This is a genomic window from Nostoc sp. 'Lobaria pulmonaria (5183) cyanobiont' (assembly GCF_002949795.1).
GTDB lineage: Bacteria > Cyanobacteriota > Cyanobacteriia > Cyanobacteriales > Nostocaceae > Nostoc.
Window position 1 is genome coordinate 6,227,866 of record NZ_CP026692.1, and the last position, 16,511, is coordinate 6,244,376.

At 43.5% G+C, this 16,511-nt stretch carries 15 protein-coding genes and 1 pseudogene; 6 read left to right on the plus strand and 10 right to left on the minus strand.

The features are described from left to right. Positions 1-42 precede the first annotated feature (42 nt). The 3 genes and pseudogenes from hpsP to NLP_RS33685 form a co-directional block, all read left to right on the plus strand. Positions 43-1,215 (plus strand): hormogonium polysaccharide biosynthesis glycosyltransferase HpsP, encoded by a 1,173-nt coding sequence (gene hpsP / locus NLP_RS27585; protein ID WP_104909116.1) that lies wholly within the window; start codon positions 43-45, stop codon positions 1,213-1,215. A 605-nt stretch (positions 1,216-1,820) separates the two neighbouring features. After that, positions 1,821-2,459: a peroxiredoxin gene (locus tag NLP_RS27595; protein WP_104909118.1), complete on the plus strand. Its 639-nt coding sequence runs from the start codon at positions 1,821-1,823 to the stop codon at positions 2,457-2,459. Positions 2,460-2,587: 128 nt separating this feature from the next. Next, positions 2,588-2,698: pseudogene (locus NLP_RS33685) on the plus strand (Uma2 family endonuclease); the annotation flags it as partial. Between the two features lie 273 nt (positions 2,699-2,971). Here the strand turns inward: NLP_RS33685 and NLP_RS27600 are convergent. Beyond that, positions 2,972-4,480 (minus strand): DUF3131 domain-containing protein, encoded by a 1,509-nt coding sequence (locus NLP_RS27600; RefSeq protein WP_199784708.1) that lies wholly within the window; start codon positions 4,478-4,480, stop codon positions 2,972-2,974. A gap of 176 nt (positions 4,481-4,656) precedes the next feature. Here NLP_RS27600 and NLP_RS27605 point away from each other — a divergent pair, with 176 nt between their 5' ends. Beyond that, a complete protein-coding gene (locus tag NLP_RS27605) occupies positions 4,657-5,232 on the plus strand; it encodes a TIGR04376 family protein (RefSeq protein ID WP_104909119.1) in 576 nt (191 codons plus the stop codon). Positions 5,233-5,235: 3 nt separating this feature from the next. On the opposite strand, the gene NLP_RS27610 is transcribed toward NLP_RS27605, so the two are convergent. Both NLP_RS27610 and NLP_RS27615 read right to left on the minus strand, forming a co-directional pair. After that, a complete protein-coding gene (locus tag NLP_RS27610) occupies positions 5,236-5,529 on the minus strand; it encodes a hypothetical protein (protein ID WP_104910063.1) in 294 nt (97 codons plus the stop codon). 59 nt (positions 5,530-5,588) lie between these two features. Next, positions 5,589-6,356, minus strand: a complete 768-nt coding sequence (locus NLP_RS27615; RefSeq protein ID WP_234017090.1) for an SDR family NAD(P)-dependent oxidoreductase — start codon at positions 6,354-6,356, stop codon at positions 5,589-5,591. 62 nt (positions 6,357-6,418) lie between these two features. Here NLP_RS27615 and NLP_RS27620 point away from each other — a divergent pair, with 62 nt between their 5' ends. After that, positions 6,419-6,895, plus strand: a complete 477-nt coding sequence (locus tag NLP_RS27620; RefSeq protein WP_104909120.1) for a HEAT repeat domain-containing protein — start codon at positions 6,419-6,421, stop codon at positions 6,893-6,895. Positions 6,896-6,918: 23 nt separating this feature from the next. Here NLP_RS27620 and NLP_RS27625 read toward each other — a convergent pair whose 3' ends face one another. The 3 genes from NLP_RS27625 to NLP_RS27635 all read right to left on the minus strand — a co-directional run bounded on the left by NLP_RS27625 (position 6,919) and on the right by NLP_RS27635 (position 10,792). Further along, positions 6,919-8,535 carry an iron uptake porin gene (locus tag NLP_RS27625; protein WP_104909121.1) on the minus strand — a complete coding sequence of 539 codons (1,617 nt, stop codon included), beginning with the start codon at positions 8,533-8,535 and terminating at the stop codon, positions 6,919-6,921. A gap of 128 nt (positions 8,536-8,663) precedes the next feature. Continuing rightward, a complete protein-coding gene (locus tag NLP_RS34410; protein ID WP_199784709.1) occupies positions 8,664-8,960 on the minus strand; it encodes a Gfo/Idh/MocA family oxidoreductase in 297 nt (98 codons plus the stop codon). 431 nt (positions 8,961-9,391) lie between these two features. Beyond that, entirely contained in the window at positions 9,392-10,792 is a 1,401-nt protein-coding gene (locus NLP_RS27635; protein WP_104909122.1) for a sugar porter family MFS transporter, read from the minus strand. A 52-nt stretch (positions 10,793-10,844) separates the two neighbouring features. Between NLP_RS27635 and NLP_RS27640 the strand changes: the two genes are divergently transcribed. Further along, positions 10,845-11,156, plus strand: a complete 312-nt coding sequence (locus NLP_RS27640) for a hypothetical protein (RefSeq protein WP_234017091.1) — start codon at positions 10,845-10,847, stop codon at positions 11,154-11,156. A gap of 55 nt (positions 11,157-11,211) precedes the next feature. On the opposite strand, the gene NLP_RS27645 is transcribed toward NLP_RS27640, so the two are convergent. The 4 genes from NLP_RS27645 to NLP_RS27660 all read right to left on the minus strand — a co-directional run bounded on the left by NLP_RS27645 (position 11,212) and on the right by NLP_RS27660 (position 16,380). Further along, positions 11,212-12,210: an ABC transporter permease subunit gene (locus NLP_RS27645; protein WP_104909124.1), complete on the minus strand. Its 999-nt coding sequence runs from the start codon at positions 12,208-12,210 to the stop codon at positions 11,212-11,214. Continuing rightward, positions 12,207-13,763: a sugar ABC transporter ATP-binding protein gene (locus tag NLP_RS27650; RefSeq protein ID WP_104909125.1), complete on the minus strand. Its 1,557-nt coding sequence runs from the start codon at positions 13,761-13,763 to the stop codon at positions 12,207-12,209. Before NLP_RS27650 ends, NLP_RS27645 begins: the two co-directional genes overlap by 4 nt. Before the next feature lie 431 nt (positions 13,764-14,194). Then, positions 14,195-15,253 (minus strand): ABC transporter substrate-binding protein, encoded by a 1,059-nt coding sequence (locus NLP_RS27655; protein WP_104909126.1) that lies wholly within the window; start codon positions 15,251-15,253, stop codon positions 14,195-14,197. Between the two features lie 125 nt (positions 15,254-15,378). Next, complete coding sequence (locus tag NLP_RS27660) at positions 15,379-16,380, minus strand: ABC transporter substrate-binding protein (RefSeq protein ID WP_104909127.1); 1,002 nt, start codon at positions 16,378-16,380, stop codon at positions 15,379-15,381. Between the last annotated feature and the right edge of the window lie 131 nt (positions 16,381-16,511).

A 16,511-nucleotide genomic window follows, 5' to 3' on the forward strand; every position in this document is an offset into this window, starting at 1 on the left:
CGAAGGACGAAGGGGAAAAGACAAATGACAAATGACAAAAGAATGAAAATATTACAAATTGTTCCCTCAATTTCTCTAATTTACGGTGGGCCTAGTCAAATGGTACTAGGATTAGCTCCAGCGTTAGTAAAAGAGGGAGTAGAAGTTACAATTCTCACAACTGATAGTAATGGTGATAATGGTCAAACACCTCTGGATGTCCCTTTAAATCGCCCAATTAAACAAGATGGCTATGAAATAATTTACTTTCGTTGCGCGCCGTTTCGTCGCTACAAATTTTCCCTAGATTTATTAAACTGGCTAAAACGTCACGCTCACGAGTTTGACATAGCACATATTCATGCTCTATTTTCGCCAATAATTAGTGCTGCTGCTCTTGTCTGTCGTCAGCAAAAGCTACCTTATATTTTCCGTCCTTTGGGTACTCTCGATCCGGCTGATTTACAGAAGAAAAAGCAATTAAAACAGCTTTATGTTGCAATTATAGAACGTCAAAATTTAGCTAGTGCAGCAGCAATTCATTTTACCAGCGACCAAGAAGCTAAAATATCAGAACGTTTTGGAGTATCTACACCAGATATGGTGATTCCATTGGGTGTGATTCCCCCTGAATCTTCTTTTAAAAATGTATGTAGTCAGTTAGAACTACCAAAAAATGTACCTTTGGTGCTATTTATGTCACGAATTGACCCGAAAAAGGGGTTGAATTTATTGATTCCAGCGCTAGAGAAGCTGTTAGCGCTTGGTTATAAGTTTCATTTTGTCTTAGCTGGTACTAATCCCCAAGAACCAGATTATGAACAAAAGATAATATCCCAAATTCAAAATTCACCATTGCGATCGCACACTACAATTACAGGCTTTGTCACTGGTGAACTCAAAGTTAGTTTACTACAAGCTGCTGATTTATTTGTCTTGCCTTCCTACTACGAAAACTTTGGGATTGCTGTAGCTGAAGCGATGGTAGCAGGTGTACCCGTAGTCATTTCTGACCAAGTGCATATTTGTCAACAGATACGTGATAGTGAGTCGGGTTGGGTAGGCGCAACAGATGTGCAAGCACTAGTAAAGTTACTGCAAGAAGCTTTGGAAAATCCCGCAGAACGCCAACGACGGGGATTAAATGCCCAAAAGTATGCATTAGAAAATTTTAGCTGGGATGCGATCGCCAAGCAAACAATCCAAGCGTACCAAAAAATTCTGGCAAACAAATGAATTTAACCCAATGCAGATAATAAAAGTTTTTGCCAAATAGGTGCTAGAACCGCTTTGATAATATAATCCCAATACAGGCTTATCCAGTCTCACACCAGGAGGAAGTAATTAATGAGTATCAATCTGACTGAAAAATAAGCTTATACTGCAATGTACGCCTTCTTAGTTCAAGTGTATGAAAGAACCCAATCAAATGACTTGGGAGGATTACTTGGAGACATGAGTACTATAGAAGATAGTGAAACTGCTGATTTTGCTGTTTGGCATGAGTGGTTACGATGCGTTGCTCAAGTCAAACAAGGTAAAGTTGATATAGACTTACACATTCACAGCTAAGATAAGTAAGTCGGCGTGGAAATTTATAACTATAGGATTCCTATTTGATTTTTGAAATGTAAAGAAAAACCTGTAGGGAAAACATACTAATTAAAAGCATATATGTGTACTTTTGTCAATAAGTTTTACCTCACTCTCGGATAAGGTACGAGAGTGCTGACAACCTAAAATTTTGTTTCAAACCGCTAAAGCCCGATTGGGGAATAGGGGTTTTGTGTCATGATGGCATACTAGAATATATATGTCTTTCTAACTACAGGGAATCTCACATGGCTCTCCGTCTAGGTGACACAGTACCCAACTTTACGCAAGCCTCAACACACGGCGACATCGATTTTTACCAATGGGCAGGTGACAGCTGGGTTGTGCTGTTCTCTCACCCTGCTGATTTTACACCTGTTTGTACAACAGAACTCGGCACAGTTGCCAAGCTCAAACCAGAATTTGACAAGCGCAATGTCAAAGCGATCGCACTCAGCGTTGATGACGTAGAATCTCACAAAGGCTGGGTGGGAGACATTGAAGAAACTCAAAGCACCACCCTTAACTACCCAATTTTGGCGGATGCAGATCGCAAGGTTGCTGACCTTTACGACATGATCCACCCCAATGCTAATGCGGCTGTGACAGTGCGATCGGTCTTCGTGATTGACCCCAATAAAAAACTCCGTCTCTCTTTCACCTATCCTCCCAGCACCGGACGCAACTTTGATGAACTTTTGCGGGTGATTGATTCTCTGCAATTGACTGATAACTACAGCGTGGCGACACCAGCTGACTGGAAAGATGGAGAGGATGTTGTAATTGTCCCCTCACTGAAAGATCCAGAAGTACTCAAAGAGAAATTCCCCAAAGGTTATGAGGAAGTTAAACCTTATCTGCGGCTAACTCCTCAGCCTAATAAGTAAATCTGAAAATGATTTTGGATACAAAAGCAAAGACGCAAAGATATAATTTTGCGTCTTTGTCTTTTCTTTGTCTTTTTGGCTGAGAATATAGTCAGTTGGCTAGGCATCCGAACCTGGAGGATATCTCAATGTTTTCATCCCCTTTGGTTTTGAAAATTCCGTCATCAATGCAAATGACAGACGAACAATTTTTTGAATTCTGTCAGGTGAATCGTGATTTACGCATTGAGCGAAATAAATTAACATTATATCGTGGGGTGTAGGGGCACGGCACTGCCGTGCCCCTACGGGTGTACCTCACGCAAACGAGAAGCGCTATATTTGCTATTTCAGCGATGCCTGCGGCGGGCTACGCCAACGCATTTGTTATTTCGGCGACCGCATTTGTTATTTTAGCGTTCGCAGGTTTTATAGCGTTTTCTAATCATCTGGGGTCTTTCCAAGTCGAGCATCTGGAGTGTGGGGTGTAATGACTGTGGGAATTATAACTAATTATACGGACATGATATAACTTACGGTGTTTTTATAGTCCTCTCAGTTGACTTCTGACTCCTGACTCCTGCCCAAACAGTAAGTGGCTGCCCAACTTGCTTGTACAGTAAACTCTCCAGAATTACACCATTATTGTTAGCGGTGAGAGTTTTATTTGGTTGATGCAGAGACTCATAAAAGCCGTTGTACCAGCCTTCGTTAGACTTAAGGTTGGCTTGAACGAAATCAAATAACTGGCGGGTATAAGCAGTATTATAAAGTACATGCCAGCCGATCGCAGCTTTGGCACTGAGAAATCGCAAATCGTTGTGCTGTTCTCTGGTATCTGCAATGGTTGCCCAAGGTTCTCCGTTGACAAATAGGCTGCTGTAAACAAAGTATGGCGGGCGATCTAAGTTGTCTTCTGTGACGGCAGTTAATTGTTTTGTCGCTTCATAACGTGCTGCTTGAGCAGCTAAAATCCGATCGGCATAAGCTTTAGGCAAAGCTTGAAACCCTGTTTCGATGCCATCTAAGATATAGGGTTCGCTAAGAACGTAGTTATTCGCTCCAGAGTTTTTATAGTCACGTTTGTCGTAAGGAATTCCCTGTCCATAAAGATCGACAAAGGCAGTATAAGACTGATAATCTAAGGCTTTATTAACATTTAAGCCCCAAAGCTTCAGACCATAAGCAGCATAATTCTCATAGCCCAAGCGACCTTCTTGATTGTATTGTTCTTTGCCTTTGATGACAGCAGTACCGTACATTTGGCCATTTGTGGTCAGACGCTTAACTTGCCAATGTTTCCAAACTGCTGCTGTTTGCGATCGCATCTCTGGATACTTTGCCTCGACAATCTTCAACCAGATTGCCATTCTTCCCAAATCAATGGCTGACCAACCAATTTCTTCCCGTTTTTCTAGTTGACCATAATTAACGGGTACGAGAGTTTTCGCATTGTAAACCTTGTTGGGTAGTTCTCCTTTGTACAAAGGCATTGATGCTAATGTCTTCAACATTTTGCTCATTTTGGCTTCAAATTCAGCCGCAGGCACAATATTGAGTTCTCTAGCACTGACTAAGGCTGCGATCGCTGCTGTCTGATCCCACATACTTATAGAGGCAAAGCCATCAACGGAATTAATCAAGCCAGTTTCATCGTTCCAGTTGCGCTGGAAGTATGACCAAGCCTGACGGGCCGTTGTCATTTCTTCTGGGGTCAGTTTTCCAACTCCAGGAGCAGTATAGGGAATTATGGCTACTGTTAATTGGTTCTTAGGAATGGGTTGACCTGGCAAAACTACGGATTTAGCATCAAGACTGGCAACTATTTCAGCTTCTTTCGCACCAGAGACAGGAGGTTGGGTTTTTTGTGGTTGGGAAGCAGTTGGGGATGTTGATGATATTTCAGGTTTTTTTATAGAAGTCTGGGAAAGTTGCTTAGACCAACCATTTAAAACTACGATCGCGATCGCAGCGGTAAGGACTCCTCCTACAGAAGCTAGTATGGACAAGCTCTTAGGTGGTGGTTGAAAATCAGAACTCATACTGATTAAAGCCTTATTTTGTAAGTCAGGGTTATTTGCGTAGTTTCACCAAATACATTCTTCCCAATTTTGAAATCTAACTAACACCCAGAAGTTCACCCGATGGGAACTATTAAAATTTACATTCCGCCCACTACAATAAAGTAGTCACGCACCCGATCTCTGGAGTTCTAGCAGTGGGCTTATTTGATGATTTCAGTCGGTTTTTAGAAAACCGTTTAGAAGAATTCTTGCGTAACAATCCACATTTGGAGTTAGAGGCGCTGCTAGAACAGCTGCGTGAGCAAGAAGAAGACACGTTAAAGCTGATCGCAGATTTAAAATTACAAGAAAAGCGATCGCAAGAAGAAATTCTCTCCACCGCGCAAGAAATTCAGCGTTGGCATATCCGCATTCAAAAAGCCAAAAACGCCAATAGAGAGGATTTGGCGAGTGCGGCGGGTGAGCGAGAAGCAGCCCTGTTGCGCGAAGGAAATCAGCGCTGGGGACACATGCAAGGGCTAAAAGAACGCATTAACCAATCTCAGGAACTACTGCAAAAAATTCAGCAACGGCGACAGGAGGTGCAAGCTAAAGCAGCCGTTGCACAGACAGTCCGTGCTAAAGCCCAAACCCAGCAGCGTTTTGAAACCAGTGGCTGGTCGAATCAAACTAGCAGTTATTCTGGTGGGTTTGATGACTTAGAAGAGAAGTTCCGTAGCTGGGAAACTCAGGATGAATTAGAACAAATGAAGCGGAATATGCAGAAGTAGCGCCTATTGGCTAAAATACGCCGAAATAACAAATGCGTTCGCCGAAATAACAAATGCGTTCGCCAAAATAACAAATGAGTTCGCCAAAGTAACAAATGCGTTCGCCAAAATAACAAATGCGAACTCCGAAGTAACAAATGCGAACTCCGAAGTAACAAATGCGATCGCCGAAATAACAAATGCGAACTCCGAAGTAACAAATGCGATCGCCGAATTAACAAATGCGATCGCCGAATTAACAAATGCGATCGCCGAATTAACAAATGCGATCGCCAAAATAACAAATGAGTTCGCCAAAGTAACAAATGCGAACGCCAAAGTAACAAATGCCTCCCGTGGCTCTTTCGCTGACCGATTCAGATGGCCGACGTGCCGCCGTCGACCGACAACTCCACCCCATTCACGAAACTCGAGTCGTCTGAAGCAAGAAACAGCGCCACCGTCGCAATCTCCTCAGGGCGACCCATCTTTCCCCGCGGGATCAAAGATTCGAACTGCCGTATCGTCTCCGCGTCGAACAACTGCTCCTGAATCGGTGTTTGGATCTGTCCCGGACTCAGCACGTTTACCCGAATCCTCCTGTCCTTCAGCTCGTTCAGCCATGTGCGGGCGAATGAGCGTAGCGCAGCCTTGCTCGCGGAATACACCCCGAAAGTAGGAAAGCCCTTAACTGAAGCGATCGAGCCGGTCATGAGTATCGATCCACCATCGTTGAACAGGGGCAACGCTTTCTGCACAGCAAAAAGCGTGCCACGCGTGTTCAAACCGAAGACTGCATCGAAGTGCTCTTCCGTAATGTCGCCGAGCTTGGCGGACTCCCCCGAACCGGCGCTCGCGAACAGCACGTCGATCCTTCCCTTCTCCCGCTTGACCTGATCGAACAAGCGATCCAAGTCGTCCAGGTTGGCCGCATCTCCCTGCACGCCGATTACGTTCCGTCCGATTAGGTCGACAGCTTCATCGACCTTTTCTTGGCGCCTTCCCGTGATGAACACATAGGCACCTTCTTCAACAAACAACTTGGCAGTGGCCAGCGCCATTCCGCTTGTTCCACCCGTAATCACCGCAACCTTGCCATCAAGCTTTCCCATAACCATCCCTTTCGTAATCGTGGCAACATCCATGAGCGCTAAACTGATCTTCAGATGAACCGACTCATAGGGAGTATATCGCAAGTTCGGAAACTATGAACAACACCTCGCCACAGGTAGTTGAAGCACTGCTGAGTTTACTCAAAGATGAGAGTGAGAGTGTGCGTGACTCTGCTGCTTTTGCATTGGGCAACTTGGGCAACACCTCGCCACAGGTAGTTGAAGCACTGCTGGATTTACTCAAAAAGAAGAGTCAGAGTGTGCGTTACCGTGCTGCTTTTGCATTGGGCAAGTTGGGCAACGCCTCGCCACAGGTAGTTGAAGCACTGCTGGGTTTACTCCAAGATAAGAGTGGGATTGTGTGTTACTCTGCTGCTCAAGCATTGGGCAAGTTGGGCAAAAACTCCAGCAATGTTACTGCTACTGTCGCCAAATGGATTTCACAACACCAGGATTCAGAATATGTAGGAAATGGGATTGATGCGCTGTGGAATTTGGTAGTAACAGAAGAAGAATTTTTGTTTTTTCACTGGAAGTTGCTAAAGAGTTCTGAATACTCAGTACTCTGTTGATCAAGCAAACCATTCATATTCAGTTAAAAATCGAAGGTTGTGCGAAGTACACCCACATACTGCGTATCATTTCTGTTGTCGTTTTCTGGGTTGAGAATCACCCAAAAACCAGGAGTAACTGAGATGTTGTCATTTAGTCGATAACGATAAAATGCTTCGATATGATAAGCGTTGTCTCGTTCTTGACGAACATCACTGTTAGAGATATGGGGTGGTATACCAAAGAGAATTCCCGGCAGATTGCCTCTACCACCCACATCGGGAAACGACACACCAATCGCCCCAAACCAGGCATTGGCATTATCACCATTGTTCACAAACAGAGAATCTGTTCCACCTCTACCATTGGAAATATCACTCAAACCAGAATTCTTGGCATTTGCCCAAATATATCCACCCCAAGCGTGGACTTGGAAATTCGGGGAGAAGCGATAGTATCCCTGTGTGCCGACAATATCGTTAGAAGTAGCAATATTGTTGCCAAAAGGAGCGTTTGACAGAGCGCTACCCGTCCCAGCAGAGAGTTCAATTGCTCCAGCAGGGCTATAGCCATGAGAGTAGGCAACACCAATTGCTCCTTGCTTACCGTAATAAGCTAAGTGCGCTAGGGCGTTGTAGCCACCATCAAATAAGCCGTTGCTAGCCGATGGCACATTAGAACTGGTTGCTAAATAGCCCAAAGTGAGAACCAAGTCTTTAGTAATGTTCCAGTTAGCGGCTCCACCAGCGCCACCTCGCCGGAATAAGGGACTGTATGACCCAAATAGTGAGGGAACTCCATTGCCGTCATCAGCAATTGTGGGGGGAGTGACGGTGGTTGAAATGTCGGTGTAACCAATGCCTGTAGGCCCAACAACGAAGTTAAGGGAATCACTGACTGGGAAGTAATAACGGATGTGGGGGACAAAAAGTGTATCGTTGCTGTCATAGTCGAAGTTCAGGCGTGTCATTCCAGTGCCAGTGGCTGCGGCAATTTGGCTTGCACCATTGGTGGAATTGGCAAAGTTACCAAATTCTAGCCGGACTCGCAATAAATCTTTGCCAGTGAAACTGCTCTCAAAGTTGAGACGACCCCGATTTGAAAAGTAGAGATTGGATTCATCGCGATCGCCACCTACTCTATCACCAAAGGTATCACTAATGGCGGTAATAATTTGAGCATTCAACCTAGTAGTAGTGGAAAACTGCTGCGCCTCTAATGTTGCTGTATGTGCCTCTACAGTATCTACTCGTCCGCGCAGAGTTGTCAGTTCTGTGGCAAAGTCTGACTGCAACTTTTGCAGCACTGCTAAATCTTGCTTATTAACTAAATTGCTAGTACCTGTAGCAATTAACTCATTAATCCGATCCAAACAAGCATTTAAACCTGCGGCAAATTCATAACGGGTTAAGGCACGATTACCGCGATAGGTGGAATTGGGATAACCTGCAATACAGCCGTAGCGTTCCACCAGCGATTGCAATGCACCAAACGCCCAATCGGTTGGTTGTACATCAGAAAACTGGGAAACAGAATTTACTTGTCCCTGCAAATTCCGATTAGCATCTGCTGCATTAGAATCATCTTCTGGAGGTGCTGCCCAAACTGCTGGAATTGCCAAAAATAGGAGAAAAAAGCTATGAAAAATAATTTTTAGCATTGGTTTATAACTTTAAAATGGTTTAATTCTGAATTTGTAACTAAATAGATCGCACTCGAACCAAAGCTTCCAGCTTCTAAGCTAATCAGCATTAAAGTTACATATTTTAAGTTGGGGTTTTAGCTCACTTAAAGTAACGCTATGACTTTTTGCTCATTGCTGCTTTTAATAGCCGCTTCTATAATCCGCATTACATTAATTCCGTCTTCAGCAGTAACAGCAGTTGGCTGATTATTAACAATAGATTTATACACTGCATCGTAATAACCTAAATAACTGCCCTGTGAACTATGTTGCTGTATCAGCTTTTTGCTTCTTTCCCCAGAACCGACTAATTTAAATCCGGGATGCAAATCAATAAACGGCGCATGAAATACCATGCCGGATAAACCAGAAGAACAAAGAGCCGTATTGATAGTTTCCATCTTTTTACTGATTTACTGAAGCGAGAGTTTGTATTTAGTTGTTGTCTAATATTTTTTCTGGGATGTAGCATCACAGATGGGAATACAGACTCATAATAACAATTAGGAAAATGCTGTATTTATCAACACACTGCTGCATACTTTTCAATTACTTTGCAGTTATCAGTTCTGAAGAAGGCAGGAGGCAGAAGGTTGGAATTTATCTGTTGCTCTCAACCCCATCTAATCCCAAGCCAATTGTTTATAAAACTCCATAAAATCACGCTTGAATAGAACAAGGGGCTTAAGCCCCTTGTTCTATTCAACAAAGCCGGTAATCGGTATAAGGCTAAAACTATTTGTTAAAGTCTTTTTTTAATAACCGCTCCAGACGCAGAGGACACAGAGATACGAATTATGAATTACGCACAGAGGTACTAAATGGATGTCAATTACATATCTTCCAACTCAATTCCTTTGGTTTCTTTAATAAAAAAGAGAATGAAAAAGAATGAGGTAGCTGCCGCAATTGTATAGAGTCCATAGGCAGAACCTAGACCGAAATATTGCAGTATGGGAGGAAATGTTGTGGAAATGATGAAATTGGCAACCCATTGCATAGCAGCAGCAATCGAAAGTGCGGCGGCTCGAATTTTGTTATTAAACATTTCTCCCAACAGCACCCAAACCACTGGCCCCCAGGAGAAACCGAAGCAAAATACATAGAGGTTGGCGGCGATGAGAGCTATAGTCCCGGCGCTTCCGGTAAGATTGGGGTTCCCAGCAGCATCGAGGGGAGCATTGCCAAAAAGATAAGCCATCGTCCCCAAGGTCAAAGTCATGCCGATTGACCCGATTATGAGTAAGGGTTTGCGGCCAAATTTATCTACGAAGGCGATCGCAATCAGTGTTGTAATAATGTTGACGGCTCCTGTAATCACCGTGATTGATAGGGAATCTTTTTCGGAAAACCCGACTGCACGCCACAAAACGCTGCTGTAGTAAAAGATTACATTAATCCCAACAAATTGCTGTAATACAGATAAGCCTACTCCTATCCAAACAATTGGCAAGAGTCCGCCACTTCTGCTTAAGAGGTCAGAAAAGCTGGGTTGGCGTTCACGAAGCACTGTCTGCCGAATTTCTTCAATTTTTGGCAGTACGTCACCCCCTAAAATCTTGGTCAGAACGTTAGCAGCTTCTGGCTCTCGTCCTTTAGCAACTAAATAACGGGGGGATTCAGGAATTGTTAAAGCTACCATCCCATAGAATACTGCTGGTGGGACTGCTGTCCAAAACATCCAGCGCCAGGCTGGAACCCCCAACAACAGCGAATCTGCTGAACCTCCTGACAGAGCGACGATAAAGTAGTCGCTCAATAAGGCGGCGAAAATTCCCACTACGATCGCTAATTGTTGCAGAGATCCTAACCTTCCGCGCAAATGGGTGGGAGAACATTCGGCAATGTAAGCCGGCGCGATAACGCTAGCAACGCCGATGCCAATCCCACCCAATAATCGCCAAAAGATAAAATCCCAGATAGTGAAGGCAAACCCAGAGCCAATGGCACTGATAGTAAATAACGCCGAAGCGACCACCATTGCGTTGACTCGACCATAACGGTCTGCAATTTGTCCGGCAAAGAAGGCTCCTACCGCAGACCCCAGCAACGCTAGGGATACTGCTAGCCCTGTTACCCAACTACTGGTATTAAAAGCTTTTGCTAGAGAGAAAACTGCGCCATTGATTACAGCAGTGTCAAAACCGAATAAAAACCCGCCGAGTGCCGCAGCACCAGCAATCAAAATGACATAAAACGTGTTGGCTTTACGACGAACAGTAGTGGAAGACATAGTTTATATATTGGGGATTGGGAATTGGGCATAGGGCATTGGGGATTGGGCATTGGGCATTGGGGGGATGAGAGAGATAAGAGAGTGGGGAGCAGGAGAAGTAGAAAGCAAAAACTCATTCACGGAGTTAAAAGGCTCATTAATGGAGTTCAAAGACTCATTAATGGAGTTCAAAGACTCATTAATGGAGTTCAAAGACTCATTAATGGAGTTCAAAGACTCATTAACGGAGTTAAAAGGCTCATTAATGGAGTTCAAAGACTCATTAATGGAGTTCAAAGACTCATTAATGGAGTTCAAAGACTCATTCACGAGTATTAAAGACTCATTAATGGAGTTCAAAGACTCATTCACAAGTTATTAAAGACTCATCCCCTATTCTCAATGCCCCATGCCCAATGCCCAAATACATTGATTCTTTACCGTCTAGAACGTCTGCGTAAGCGATCGATCGTTACTGCCAAAATAATTACTAGTCCTTTGACGACTAGTTGCCAGAAGTAAGATAGGTTCAACAGAGTTAAACCGTTGTTGAGAATAGCAATGATTAATGCACCTAGAAGAGTGCCGCCAATGGTACCAATACCACCTGTAAAGCTGGTTCCACCTAGAATAACAGCTGCGATCGCATCTAATTCGTAACCAGTACCGACGATGCCACTAGCACTATAAAGACGGCTAGCACTCATGATTCCTGCTAAACCTGCCAGTAATCCACTAATACCATAGACGAATAGCAAGACACGATTAACTTTAATGCCAGTTAATCTGGCTGCCCGCTCGTTACCACCGACGGCATATATCTGCACTCCTAAAACAGTTTGCCGCAGCACAAACCAGCTAACTATCACAGTCAGTAGCGCAATGATCACTAGCCAAGGAAAGGGGCCAATATATGTATTACCCACCCAAGCAAAATTTATGTCACGGTTAATCAGCGTTGTCCCCTTGGCAACTAAAAAGGCAACACCCCGCAAGGCTGTAAGTGAACCCAGCGTCACAATAAAAGGTGGTACATCCAAAAAGGTGATGAGAGCGCCGTTGACTAAGCCTAAAAGTAATCCTGCTAGCAAGGCAGCAGGTACAGCCGCCCAACTTAAAGCCGGCAATAGCGATACCAGCAGGGCAACTACGGCAGAAACAGCTAAGATTGACCCAACGGAAAGGTCAATACCTCCAGTGAGAATTACAAAGGTCATTCCTGTCGCCAGCACAATATTGATTGATGCCTGACGTAAGATATTGACGATGTTACCGCTTGTGAGGAAGTTGGGAGAAAGGAATGCAAATAAGATGCAGATAATTACTAAGATTGGCAGAATACCCGCAACTTCCAACAGAGTGCTGATTGATTTCCGGTTGCCAGATACGGGATTGGTGGCTGATTTATTGATAGGCGGTCTGACTGTCTGACTCATGATGCTAATACCTCCGATGCTCCAGTTGCATAGTGCATAATCTTTTCTTGGGTGATTTCTTTGCCAAGACTGCCATCCAGTTCGCCTACCAGCTGTCCTTCTCGCATCACTAAGACGCGATCGCTCATGCCGACAATTTCCGATAGTTCGCTGGAAACCATTAAAATAGCAACACCTTGCGCTGCTAATTCGCTCATAATTCGGTAAATTTCGCTTTTAGCACCGATATCTACGCCGCGTGTCGGCTCATCTAACATCAACACTCTCGGCTTAATGGCTAACCAACGCGCTAGCAGTAGTTTCTGTTGATTACCACCAGAAAGATCCAATGCTCTAATTTCCAAATTCGCTAGGCGGATATTAAAGTTTTCCACCGCGTCTGTTGACAGCCGATTCACTGAACCCCAGTTAACAATTCCAGCTTTGGCATCTTGCTTGAGTGTGTTGATGGCAATATTCTTGCGGGAACTCATCTCCAGAAATAAACCTTGGTCTTTGCGGTCTTCCGGGACGTAGCCAATTCCGGCAGCAATGGCATCACTGGGGGTATTAATTTCCAGTTTTTTGCCATTCAAAAATACTTCACCACTGGCCTTGCGGTCTGCACCAAAAATCAGCCGGGATAGTTCTGTGCGTCCAGCACCAACCAGCCCCGCTAAACCGAGAATTTCTCCAGCATGAAGTTCAAAACTAGCTGGCTCAATCTTCTTGCGCGCGTCGCTCATATTTCTGACTGACAGCACGACGGGGCCCGGATTCATTTGCCGTTGATGTTCGTAAAAGTCTTGCATAGAGCGACCGACCATCATCTGCACCAATCGCTGGGGAGAAATTTCACTGCGTGTGAGACTGCCAATATATTGACCATCGCGCAACACGCTAATTCGGTCAGCTAGAGCATAGATTTCTTCCATGCGATGGCTGATGTAAATAATCGCAATGCCATCACGCCGCAGTTTACGAATTACCTCAAACAAATGGTCACTCTCGCGGTCAGACAATGCTGCTGTTGGTTCATCCATCACCAAAACGCGGCTTTTATCCTTTAATGCCCTGGCAATTTCCACTTGCTGCTGTTCAGCGATCGATAAGCTACCAACTATAGTCTGCGCGGTAAAATTGGCTCCTAGGCTTTCCAGCACTTCCTCTGCTTCCAGTTGCATTGCTTTGCGGTCTAAAAACTGACCTCGCCGCAACTCGCTACCCATAAACATATTTTCGCTAACGGTTAAATTCGGTGCAACATTCAGTTCTTGATAAATGAGATTAATACCCGATTTGCGTGCTGTTGCTGGATCGGTAATTTTCAAGGGTTGACCATTGATCCGAATTTCTCCAACATCTGCAATGTAAGCCCCAGCCAGGATCTTCATCAATGTGCTTTTGCCTGCTCCGTTTTCACCCATGAGGGCGTGAACTTCTCCTGGGTAAATGGTGAGATTAACATTTTGCAGCGCAGATACACCATGAAATCGTTTTGTAATCCCTTGCATTTCTAACACTGGGGTGCTGGTTGGTGTATCAGAAAGTGAGGTTTCAATATTTGTTGTCATCAGCAAAACCTGTAAAAACTATTTAAAATTTGCGATTGTGAATTAGAAACTAATAAACTCATATTTGATTGCTTGCAAAATCATGTTTTAAAAGCTGAATACTATTTTGAAAATAGGGAATAACGAAGAGATATTTTCATCCTTTGTTGTTAACGTTACTTAATAGAGGTTGTGGGGAAAATTTGAGTGCTATAAATAGACACTCAGACTTTCCCCTGATGCACATACATAGCGGTTCTCAATTGAGTGCAGCAGAGTTTTAACCTCTTTCTAAACCCATCTTTCTATTAAAAAAAGATAGGAATAGAGATGAGGTTTGGTATTAATTTAAGTGAAAACTGCTGGACATTTTAGGTATGTGCAAAAACTTTACAAATGCACCAAAGGGTTTATATCAAAAGACATAATTTTCAATTGTAAATTCACAATTTTTATTCCTCCCAGCCTTTTTCTGTGCTGACGTTATCTTTTGTGATCAACTTAACTGGAATCAAAATGGTGGGATTGCTAGGTTTTTTCCCATTTAAAATGTCGTTGCCAACTTGAACTGCTTTTTCGGCCATTCCTCGCGGATTTTGAGTAGCAGTTGCTGCATATAAACCATCTTTATTTGCGATCGCAGTTATTGCTTCTGGCGCACCATCAACCCCGACAATAAAGAAATCTTTACGTTGTGCTTGGTTAGCTGCTAGTTCTGCGCCGACTCCACTCGGATCGTTGATGGCAAAAACAGCATCAATTTTCGGAAAGGTTGTCAGCAAATCAGTCATAACTCTCAGTCCTCCATCCCGACTACCATCTGCATTCTGGTTTTTAGAGAGGATTTTGATATCGGGATATTTAGACAATACACTCTCGCAGCCACTAACTCGCTGAATCACCGAGTCCACTGGTGGGCCATTAACTATTACGACATTGCCTTTGCCTTTAAGGCGGTCAGCAATATATTTGCAACTAACTTCTCCAGCTTGGATATTATTAGTAGTGATAGTGGCATCCACACCTCCCTCAGCACCTGTGTCTACGGCAATGACAATTCTACCTGCAAGTTTAGCTTTTTCAACTATTGGCTTAATTCCACTTTTATCAGCAGCATTCAAAACAATGATATCAGTATTCGCCGCAGTAAAATTTTCAATTTGATTGGCTTGTTGGTTAAGGTCATAAGCACTGGAAGCTATAATAACATTGACATCTTTTCCGCCAATTCTCTTCGCTTCTGCCTCAACTGCTTGTCCCATAACGACGAAGAAAGGGTTACTTAGATCGCCAACGGTGAAGGCAACCGATCGCAACTTTCTATTCCCAGTGGCGGTTTTAGTTTCTGCACTAATATTGGTAGCAGGTTTAATATCAGTGTTAGTAGCAGTGTTGCCATCGGGAGAACCATTTGTACAGCCGACAAGGTTACTACTGATGATACCTAGTATGCTTGTTGCGATTACACGAAGCGCAACACCAGAGGTAAACACAATCTTTTTCACATTCATATATCTCCTAAAAGTCATGCTTATTTACACCAAATTTAGAAACGATGTATTGTTCAAAAAATAGAGTAAAGTATTGTATCCCTCCTGTATCAAGCCTTTTCTGTGTTGTAATTACGAATTACAAATTACCAGCCTTTGTAGCTGCTAAGGTTCTCTCTAGTAACCAACTTGACTGGAATTAGAATCTCAGATGACTCAGGTTTTTTACCTTGGATGATATCGTTGCCAATCTGAACCGCTTTTTGAGCCATCCCTGCGGGATTTTGAGCAGCAGTTGCAGCAAAGACACCATCTTTGTCTTCCATTGCTTTGGTTGCATCTGGCGATCCATCAACCCCAACAATAAAAAATTCATTGCGTCTTGCTTGTCTAGCTGCTAAATCTGCACCAACACCGCTTTGATCGTTCGTAGCAAAAACGGCATCAATTTTGGGAAAGGTTGTCAGCAAATCACTCATGACTCTCAGTCCGCCATCCCTTGTCCCTTCCGCGTTTTGCTCTTTAGAGATGAGTTTGATATTAGGATATTTAGACAATGATTTCTCACAACCACTTACTCGCTGATTGATTGAGTCCATCGGAGTACCGTTGAGAATGACTACACTGCCTTGACCTTTGAGGCGATCGGCAATATATTGGCAAGCAATCTCACCAGCTTGGATATTGTTGGAACTAATCATCGCATCCACATCGGCATCAACAGCTGAATCTAATGCAATAACAACTCTACCTGCAAGCCTTGCTTGATCGATAACTGGTTTAACTCCTTTTTTGTCAACAGCGCTGAGGATAATTAGATCGGTATTCGCCGCCGTAAAATTTTCGATTTGGTTGCTTTGTTGGTTCAGATCAAAGGCACTAGAAACTGCGTTAACTTTGATATTACCTCCAATTTTTTGAGCTTCTTTTTCAGCCCCCTTCTGCACAGCATCATAGAAGGGATTGCCTAAGTCACCCAAAGCTACGCCGATTGTTTGCAATTCTCTATTTGAAGTACTAAGATTCTCTGCACTTATATTAGTAGCCTTGTTAGTAGTATTAGTAGCAGTGTTGTTATTTTGAGCGCCATTTGTGCAACCAACAACCGCGAAACCTAATATGCCAACTATCAGTGAAATTCTCTTCATATTTATAATAACGGATTGAAATTTAAGCGATGTCATCACAATCTAAACTAGGTCTGAAAAACTTAGACCTAACCTAGCGATCGCACTAGCTTTTGGAATTTAAACTCCAAAGGTCTTGTGATTTGACATAA